Consider the following 8036-nt stretch of genomic DNA (forward strand, 5'->3'; position numbering starts at 1 on the left):
ACCGACGTCGAGCAGCGCTACGCGCTGGTGCAGGACCTCGACGCCCTGGCCGTCTGGCTGGAGCGCGCCCGCACCACCGGCATCCTGGCCGTGGACACCGAGACCAACTCGCTGACCCCCGCCACGGCGACGCTGGTCGGCATCTCGCTGGCGACGGAACCGGGGCTGGCCTGCTACATCCCCCTGGCGCATCAGGCCCCCAACGCCGCGGCCAGCGGGGAGCTGTCCTTCGAGACGCCGGAAGCGCCGAAGCAGATCCCGCCGGAGGACGCGCTGAAGGCCCTGCGGGAGGTTCTGGAGGACCCGGCCATCCTCAAGATCGGGCACAATTTCAAGTTCGACCACCAGCTCTTTGCCCGCCACGGCGTGCGCGTGTCGCCCGTCGACGACAGCATGCTGATCTCCTACGTGCTGGAGGGCGGCGCCCACGGCCACGGCATGGACGAGCTGGCGGAACTGCACCTCGCCCACACAACCATCCCCTACAAGGAGGTCTGCGGCACTGGGAAGAACCAGATCACCTTCGACCGCGTGCCGCTGGACAAGGCGCTGGCCTACGCCGCGGAGGACGCCGACATCACGCTGCGCCTGTGGCGGGTGCTGAAGCCGCGGCTGGTCGACGAGCGGATGGTCACCGTCTACGAGACGCTGGAACGCCCGCTGGTCCCGGTGATCGCCGACATGGAATCCTGCGGCATCCGGGTGGACCGGGCCGCGCTCGCCCGCCTCTCCCAGGACCTCGCCGTCCGCATGGCGGAGATCGAGAAGGAAGTGCACGGGCACGCCGGGCGCAGCTTCAACATCGGCTCGCCCAAGCAGCTCGGCGAGATCCTGTTCGACGAGATGAAGCTCGGCACCGGCAAGAAGGGCAAGACCGGCGCCTACTCCACCGATTCCAGCGTGCTGGAGGAGCTGGCGGAGCAGGGCCACGTCATCGCCCAGCGCGTGCTCGACTGGCGGCAGCTCGCCAAGCTGAAGAACACCTACACCGACGCGCTCCAGGCGCAGATCGTCGAGGGGTCGGAGCGGGTGCACACCGCCTTCGCCATGGCGGCGACCAACACCGGCCGCCTGTCCTCGACCGACCCGAACCTGCAGAACATCCCGGTCCGCACCGAGGAGGGCCGCAAGATCCGGCGCGCCTTCGTCGCCGCGCCGGGCCACAAGCTGATCTCCGTCGACTATTCGCAGATCGAGCTGCGGCTGGTCGCCGAGATGGCCGACATCGCCGCGCTGAAACAGGCCTTCCAGGACGGCATCGACATTCACGCCGCCACCGCCAGCCAGGTCTTCGGCGTGCCGCTGGACCAGATGACCTCGGAGATCCGGCGCAAGGCCAAGGCGATCAACTTCGGCATCATCTACGGCATTTCCGGCTTCGGGCTGGGCCGCCAGCTCGGCATCGCGCCGGGCGAGGCCAACGCCTTCATCAAGGCCTATTTCGAGCGCTTCCACGAGCTGAAGGTGTGGATGGAGGCGACCAAGGCCTTCGCCCGCCAGAACGGCCATGTGGTGACGCTGTTCGGGCGACGCTGCTACATCCCCGGCATCCACGACAAGAACGCCGCCCGCCGCGCCTTCGCGGAACGGCAGGCGATCAACGCGCCGATCCAGGGCACCGCCGCCGACATCATGAAGCGCGCCATGGCCCGCGTGCCCGCCGCCCTGAAGGAAGGCGGCTTCGACGATGTGCGCATGCTGTTGCAGGTGCACGACGAACTGCTGTTCGAGGCGCCCGAGGATCAGGCCGAACGCGCCGCCGCCCTGGTGCGGCAGGTCATGGAGGGGGCCGCGACGCTCGGCGTGCCGCTGGTGGCGGAGGCGGGCATCGGCGGCAATTGGGACGAGGCGCATTGAGATGTCCGGCCAGGATTCCAGCGCCAAGGACTCCCCCGACCCCGCGTTCGAGGCGCTGATCCGCTACATCCAGGAAGCCCGCGGCCTCGATTTCCGCGGCTACAAGCGCACCAGCCTGCAACGGCGCATCCGCCGCCGGATGGAGGAAGCCGGCTGCGAGGATTTCGCCGCCTATCACGGCCTGCTGGAAGCCGACCCGCAGGAATTCATCCATCTTCTGAACACCGTGCTGATCAACGTGACCTCCTTCTTCCGCGACGCCGAGTCGTGGGACGTGCTGCGGAAGGACGTGGTCCCGCAGATCCTGGCACAGCGTTCCGATCGCGACCCCATCCGCATCTGGAGCGCCGGCTGCGCGTCGGGGGAGGAGCCCTATTCCCTGGCCATGCTGTTCGCGGAGGCGCTGGGCAAGGACGCCTTCATCAACCGGGTGAAAATCTACGCCACCGATCTGGACGACGCGGCGCTGAACGCCGCCCGCCACGCCATCTACTCGCCGCGCGACGTGGAAGGCGTGCCGTCGCCGTTGCTGGAACGGTATTTCGAGCGCACCAACAACCATTACGTCTTCCAGCGCGACCTGCGCAAATGCGTGATCTTCGGGCGGCACAATCTGGTGACCGACGCCCCGATCTCGCGCATCGACCTGCTGGTCTGCCGCAACCTTCTGATCTATCTGGAAAGCGAGACCCAGAACATCGTCCTGCCGCGCCTGCACTACGCGCTGACCAACGACGGCATCCTGTTCCTCGGCAAGGCGGAGACCCAACTCGCCCGCTCCAAGATGTTCGAGCCGGTGAACCTGAAGAGCCGCATCTTCCGCAAGGTGGCGCAGGAATGGCGGCGCAGCCCTGGCGGCAGCCTGTCCATCGCGCCGGAGAACAACAATCACCGGCAGAGCTTCCAGAGCCGGCTGATGGAAGGCATCGTGGACAGCAGCGCCACCGCCTATCTGTCGGTCGACGACGAGGGCATCCTCGTCTTCGCCAACGCGATGGCCCGGCGCCTGCTCGACGTGGGCGAAATCGACATCGGCCGCCCGTTCCAGGACCTGTCGATCTCCTTCCGACCGGCGGAGCTGCGCTCGCGCATCGAGGAGGTGCAGAAGACCGGACGCATGGTGCGCATCGAGCATCAGGAATTCGCCCGACCACCGGGCGAGCCGATGCGCCTGACCATCGATATCTCCCTGCTCTACGGGCTCGACGGCAAGCCCTTCGCCACACTGCTCGGCTTCACCGACACCAGCCGTCACTTCCAGATGCAGCAGGAGCTGGAGGCGGCGCAGGAGAGCCTGGAGACGACGATCGAGGAGCTGCAAAGCTCCAACGAGGAGTTGGAGACGACCAACGAGGAGCTCCAGTCCACCAACGAGGAGTTGGAAACCACCAACGAGGAACTCCAGTCCACCAATGAGGAGCTGGAGACCATGAACGAGGAGCTGCGCTCCGCCAACGAGGAGTTGGAGGTCGCCAACGAGGAGCTGCGCCGCCAGGGCGAGGAATCCGGAGAGTTCCGCCGCTACTCGGAATCGATCCTGCGCAGCATGGACGTGGGCATCATCGTTCTGGACCAGGATTTGCGCGTGCGTTCCTGGAACCGCTGGGGCGAGAACATGTGGGGCCTGCGCGCCGAGGAGGTGCAGGACGAGCCTTTCCTCGACCTCGACATCGGCCTGCCGGTGCAGCGGCTCCGCACCGATCTGGAAAGCGTCCTGCACAGCGAGACGCCGAAGCCGCCCGTCATGCTGAACGCCGTGGACCGGCGCGGCCGCGCGGTAACCTGCCGGGTCCGGCTCTCCCCGCTGATGTACGAGGCGCGGGAGGCCCACGGCGCCGTCCTGATCATCGAGGACGTGACCGAACAGGCCCGGACCGAAGCCTTTGCCGGCTATCTCGGGCGCGTCATCGGCGAATCCCTGAACGAAGTCTATTTCCTGGACCCGTCCAGCTTCCGTTTCCTGCTGGTCAACCGCGGTGCCGAGACCAAGCTGGGCTACACGCTGAACCATCTGAAGCAACTGGCCGTCCACGACCTGATGCCCGAGGTGTCGGCGGAGCGGTTCCGGGCGCTCGTGGCACCGCTTCTCTCGGGTGACAAGCAGGAGGTGGTTTTCGAAACGGTGATGGAGGGCCGCCAGCGCGGCCCCCATCCGGTCGAGGTCTGCCTTCAGCATTTCGGCGGGGAACAGCCGCCGATCCTCGTCGCCATCGTGCACGACACCACCGAACGCCAGCTTCTCGGTGCCGAGGGCGGCGAGCAGGCGGAGGTGGAGTAAGGGGCCGAGTATAGGGGCGAGTCAGAACCGGTCGGGGGTGCCGCCGTTTCCGGGGTGGAAGGAGCGGCGAATCCACTCCTCGCCCAAGAAGCGGATCAGCACCTCCGCGCGCTCGCGCGCCTCGCGCCCGTCCTCGTCCCACCGCTTGGCGGACAGCCCCTGCCCCATGCCGCGCGCCGTCTCGGCAAGGCGCCGGCACGCAGTGATCGACCGCGCCGCGGTGGGCCGGTTGCCGATGCGCCGATCACGATCAGGGGGCCATCCGTCATGGGATCCCGGCCTTTGCCCGTTCCGCATCGGCTGGAGTTTATCCCATCAATCCTCTCCTTCCTCGGCCAGGCTGCCCGCCAACCCCTGCCCCTGTTTCGACAGCGCCTCCTTCAGCATGCCCGCGGTCCGCTCGGCCTGCTGCGCCGACCGGGTCCAGTTGGCCTCGACGGTGGGGTGTCCATGCTCGCGGGCCCGCTCGGCCAAGCGCCGGAACATGATGGCGCGGTCCTGATGGGTGCGCAGGGCGACCCAGATGGCCTGCTCGATCGACTCCCGATGCGACTCGGCCAGCGCCGCGGGACCGTAGGCGTGGCCGACCTTGCAGCGGAAGCGCAGCAGCGGCCCATCCTCGATCTCCACCAGATTGCCGCCGCAATCGGGGCAGCTCAGCGTGCTCGGCTTGCCGACGGAGGCGGTGAGTTCCGGCATCGCGTCGAACTCGTTCTCGGGGACGCGCGCCTCCATCGCGATGTCGTCGGGAACCGGCACCGGGGGGCCGCACGATTCGGCGAGCCTGCGGGCCAGCAGCGCCGACAGGTCGGACAGCGGGGCGCAGGCGTCCACGCGAACGTGCCGCATGGCGTTGCGCGGCATGTCCGGCCATTCGGCGTCGTCCGGGTCCTGGACCATCGCCAGCCCGCCGCAGCGCTTCACGGCGCGCAGCCCGGCGGTTCCATCGTCCAGCGTGCCGGTCAGGATCAACCCCACCGCCCGCACCCCATAGGCGACCGCCACCGACCGGAACAGCGGGTCGATGGCGGGGCGGCAACGGTTCTCGCGCGCACCGCGGCGCACCAGCGCGCAACCGTCCTTGATGAGCAGATGGCGATCGGGCGGGGCGACGTGGATCCAGCCCTCCCGCACCGGCTCCCCATCCTCGGGATGGAAGGCGGGAAGCCAGCCGGCGCGCGACAGCAGAACCGGCAGCACGCTGTGCGTGGCGCCGATGTGCTGAACAACGAAGACCGTGGCCGTCACATCGTTCGGCATCGCCGCGAACAGCCCCCGCAGGGCGTTGATTCCGCCGGCGGAAGCCCCGATGGCCAGGATGTCCCTCTTATCCATGGGTTGGAAACAACAGTTTTCGCATGCGTTGTGACAACAGCGCGTTGACCGGGAAATTCCGGATTTGGTCCTATAACTTTTCCACGCGCGCACTGTTGTGCGGTCTGTGCAATCATTTGTTCCCAGCGAGGGGGGAAGCTTGGGCAGATCGGCACCCATCCGTGCAGGGGACGAGACGCGCGAGTCCGAGCGTGAATCGTTGCTCAAGCGCATCGCAGAGCTGGACCGGAGCCTGGAACAGGCCCTGGTGGTGGCGGAGGACGCGCAGGAGGAAGCCCGCCTTCTCGCGGCCGATCGGATTCAGCTCGAAGAGGAGATGACCGCGCAGCGGCATGAGATCGCCGCGTTGCGCGAACGCCTCACCGCGTTGGAAACCCGCCGGGCGGAACTGCTCGACGCCCTGGCGGATGCCGAGCAGCGCTTGAACACGCTCCGCCGGGACGAAAGCCATCTCTCGGAAGAACTCCAGACCTCCTACGAGGAGCTTCAGGTCCTCACCGAGGAGTTGGAGGAGGCCAACGCCGATCTGGAACAGCGGGTCGAGGAGCGCACGGCCCAACTCACCGAGAGCGAGCGGCGGTTCCGCACCCTGTTCGAGGCGATGGACGAGGGGTTCCTGCTCGCCGACGTCCTGTTCGACGGCGACCGGCCGGTGGATGTCCTCTATCTGGAGATGAATCCCGCGGCCCGGCGCATGGCCGGGGAGGATTACGTCGGGCGGCGGCTGCGCGAGATCAGCCCGGCCTTCGAGGATTACTGGTACGAGGTGTTCGGCCGCGCGGCGAGGGACGGGGAACCGACGCGGACGGAGCTTTACGCCGGGCCGCTGGAGAAATGGATCAGCTTTTACGTTTTCAAGGTCGGCGCGCCCGAACAGCGCCGCATCGCCGTGATCTTCCGCGACGTGACCGAGCGAAAGCAGACGCAGGAGCAGCTCAAGCAAGCGAAGGAGACGGCGGAGGCGGCCAATCGGGCCAAGACCAAGTTCCTCGCCGCGGCCAGCCACGACCTGCGCCAGCCGATCCAGGCGGCATCCCTCTACGCCCACGTCCTGCTCGGCTCGGTCGGCGCGGACCCGGTCGCCCAGGAATCGCTGAGCCGGCTGAAGGCGTCCATCGACAGCCTGAACGGCATGCTGAGCGGCCTGCTCGACCTGTCCCGGCTGGAGGCGGGAGTCATCGAGGTGTCGGTCACCGACTTCGCGCCCACGGCCCTGATGACCCGCCTGGCCGAGGAATTCCGCGGCGTGGCCGAGGCCTCGTCCATCGATCTGCGCTGCCGGCCCGGCCGCCTGGCGGTGTCCACCGACCCCCATTTGCTGGAACGGCTGCTGCGCAACCTGCTGTCCAACGCCATCGCCCATGGCCGGCCCAAGGACACGGACGGACGAGGGCGGGTGCTGTTCGGCTGCCGCCGCCGGGCGGACGGAGTGGAGTTCCAGGTGTGGGACAACGGGCCGGGCATCCCCGAGGACGCCCGCGAGGCCATCTTCGAGGAGTTCCGCCAGCTCAAGAACCCGGAGCGCAACGCCACCCAGGGCTTCGGGCTGGGGCTGTCCATCGTGTCGCGCCTCGCCCGCCTGCTGGGGGTGGAGGTGGCGCTGCGCTCCCGGGTCGGCTCGGGCTCGGTCTTCTCGGTGACGGTGCCCCATGCCCGCAAGCCGGAGGCCGGCGCCGCGGCGGTGCCGGCCGTCCGCCGGGAGCCGCGGCTGAAGGGGCGCACGGTGCTGCTGGTCGAGGACGACGAGCAGGTCCGCCGCAGCATGACCATGATGCTGAAACGCTGGGGGCTGCGCGTGGTCGCCGTGTCCTCGGCAGGGGAGTTGGCCGCGACGCTGCCCAGCCTGCGGCGTCCCCATGTGGTGCTGACCGACTACCGCCTGCCGGGCGGCGACTCCGGACGCTCGGTGGTCGAGCTGGTGCGCCAGCGCTGGCCGGTGCCGGGCATCATCATCACCGGCGACACCGCCCCGGAACGCTTGCGCGAGGCGATGTCGCTCGGCTGCCGCCTGCTGCACAAGCCGGTGCTGCCCGCCGATCTGGCCGGGGCGCTGGGCGAAGTGATGCCCTCCTGATTTTGACCTCCTGGGCTCGCGTGCCGGCGCAGGGGTGCGACCAACAGTCCCTTGTTCCTTCGGCTTATCCCGATTAGCCTATCTCCTTACTCGGATAAGGGGTTCGTTTGGGACATGCCGGCTTTGTTTGGAAGCATCGGACGCAGGCTGGGCCGCGCCGCCGTGATGGCGGGCGGGGTCGCTTTGCTTCTGCAGCTTCTCGGCTGGGCCTTCCTGATTCCGGTGGCCAACGCCGCGACCGGCGAAACGGTCATGATCTGCACGCCGCAGGGCATGGCCTCCATCGCTCTCCCCGACGGCCCGCCCCCCGAATCCCTGCTTCCGGACGGCAAGCCCACGCTGTCCATGGGCGAGGACTGCCCTGTCTGCGGACTGGTCGCCGGCCTCACCGCGCCGCCGCCGCTTCTGACCGTGGTGCTGCCGGTCTCCGTCGTTGCCCAAAGCTCCATCGGGTTGCCCGGCCAGCACATCGCCGCCGGCTGGTTCCTGTCG

At 68.3% G+C, this 8036-nt stretch carries 6 protein-coding genes; 4 read left to right on the forward strand and 2 right to left on the reverse strand.

Annotated features, from left to right (window positions below; all coding sequences use genetic code 11):
* Both polA and GBZ26_RS24325 read left to right on the forward strand, forming a co-directional pair.
* A partial coding sequence (gene polA, locus GBZ26_RS24320; protein WP_174441055.1) for a DNA polymerase I occupies positions 1-1857 on the forward strand: 1857 nt, incomplete at its 5' end.
* A gap of 1 nt (position 1858) precedes the next feature.
* Positions 1859-4135 carry a CheR family methyltransferase gene (locus GBZ26_RS24325; RefSeq protein ID WP_174441056.1) on the forward strand — a complete coding sequence of 759 codons (2277 nt, stop codon included), beginning with the start codon at positions 1859-1861 and terminating at the stop codon, positions 4133-4135.
* Positions 4136-4156: 21 nt separating this feature from the next.
* On the opposite strand, the gene GBZ26_RS24330 is transcribed toward GBZ26_RS24325, so the two are convergent.
* Together GBZ26_RS24330 and GBZ26_RS24335 are read right to left on the reverse strand one after the other, a co-directional pair.
* Positions 4157-4303 (reverse strand): hypothetical protein, encoded by a 147-nt coding sequence (locus GBZ26_RS24330; RefSeq protein ID WP_174441057.1) that lies wholly within the window; start codon positions 4301-4303, stop codon positions 4157-4159.
* A 147-nt stretch (positions 4304-4450) separates the two neighbouring features.
* On the reverse strand, positions 4451-5470 hold the full coding sequence (locus GBZ26_RS24335; protein WP_174441058.1) for a chemotaxis protein CheB: 1020 nt from the start codon (positions 5468-5470) through the stop codon (positions 4451-4453).
* Between the two features lie 199 nt (positions 5471-5669).
* On the opposite strand from GBZ26_RS24335, the gene GBZ26_RS24340 reads away from it, so the two are divergent.
* Entirely contained in the window at positions 5670-7544 is a 1875-nt protein-coding gene (locus GBZ26_RS24340; RefSeq protein WP_246654146.1) for an ATP-binding response regulator, read from the forward strand.
* A 114-nt stretch (positions 7545-7658) separates the two neighbouring features.
* Positions 7659-8036 (forward strand): DUF2946 family protein (locus GBZ26_RS24345; protein WP_174441060.1); only part of this gene is annotated, 378 nt, incomplete at its 3' end.

It is taken from the genome of Azospirillum formosense, from assembly GCF_013340925.1.
Classification (GTDB): Bacteria; Pseudomonadota; Alphaproteobacteria; order Azospirillales; family Azospirillaceae; genus Azospirillum; species Azospirillum formosense.

What these genes read in the sequence shown, in the direction of transcription:
- GBZ26_RS24325 (WP_174441056.1), top strand. Translation starts at nt 1,859, where the DNA reads ATGTCCGGCCAGGATTCCAGCGCCAAGGACTCCCCCGACCCCGCGTTC.
- GBZ26_RS24330 (WP_174441057.1), bottom strand. Translation starts at nt 4,303, where the DNA reads ATGGGGCAGGGGCTGTCCGCCAAGCGGTGGGACGAGGACGGGCGCGAG.
- GBZ26_RS24335 (WP_174441058.1), bottom strand. Translation starts at nt 5,470, where the DNA reads ATGGATAAGAGGGACATCCTGGCCATCGGGGCTTCCGCCGGCGGAATC.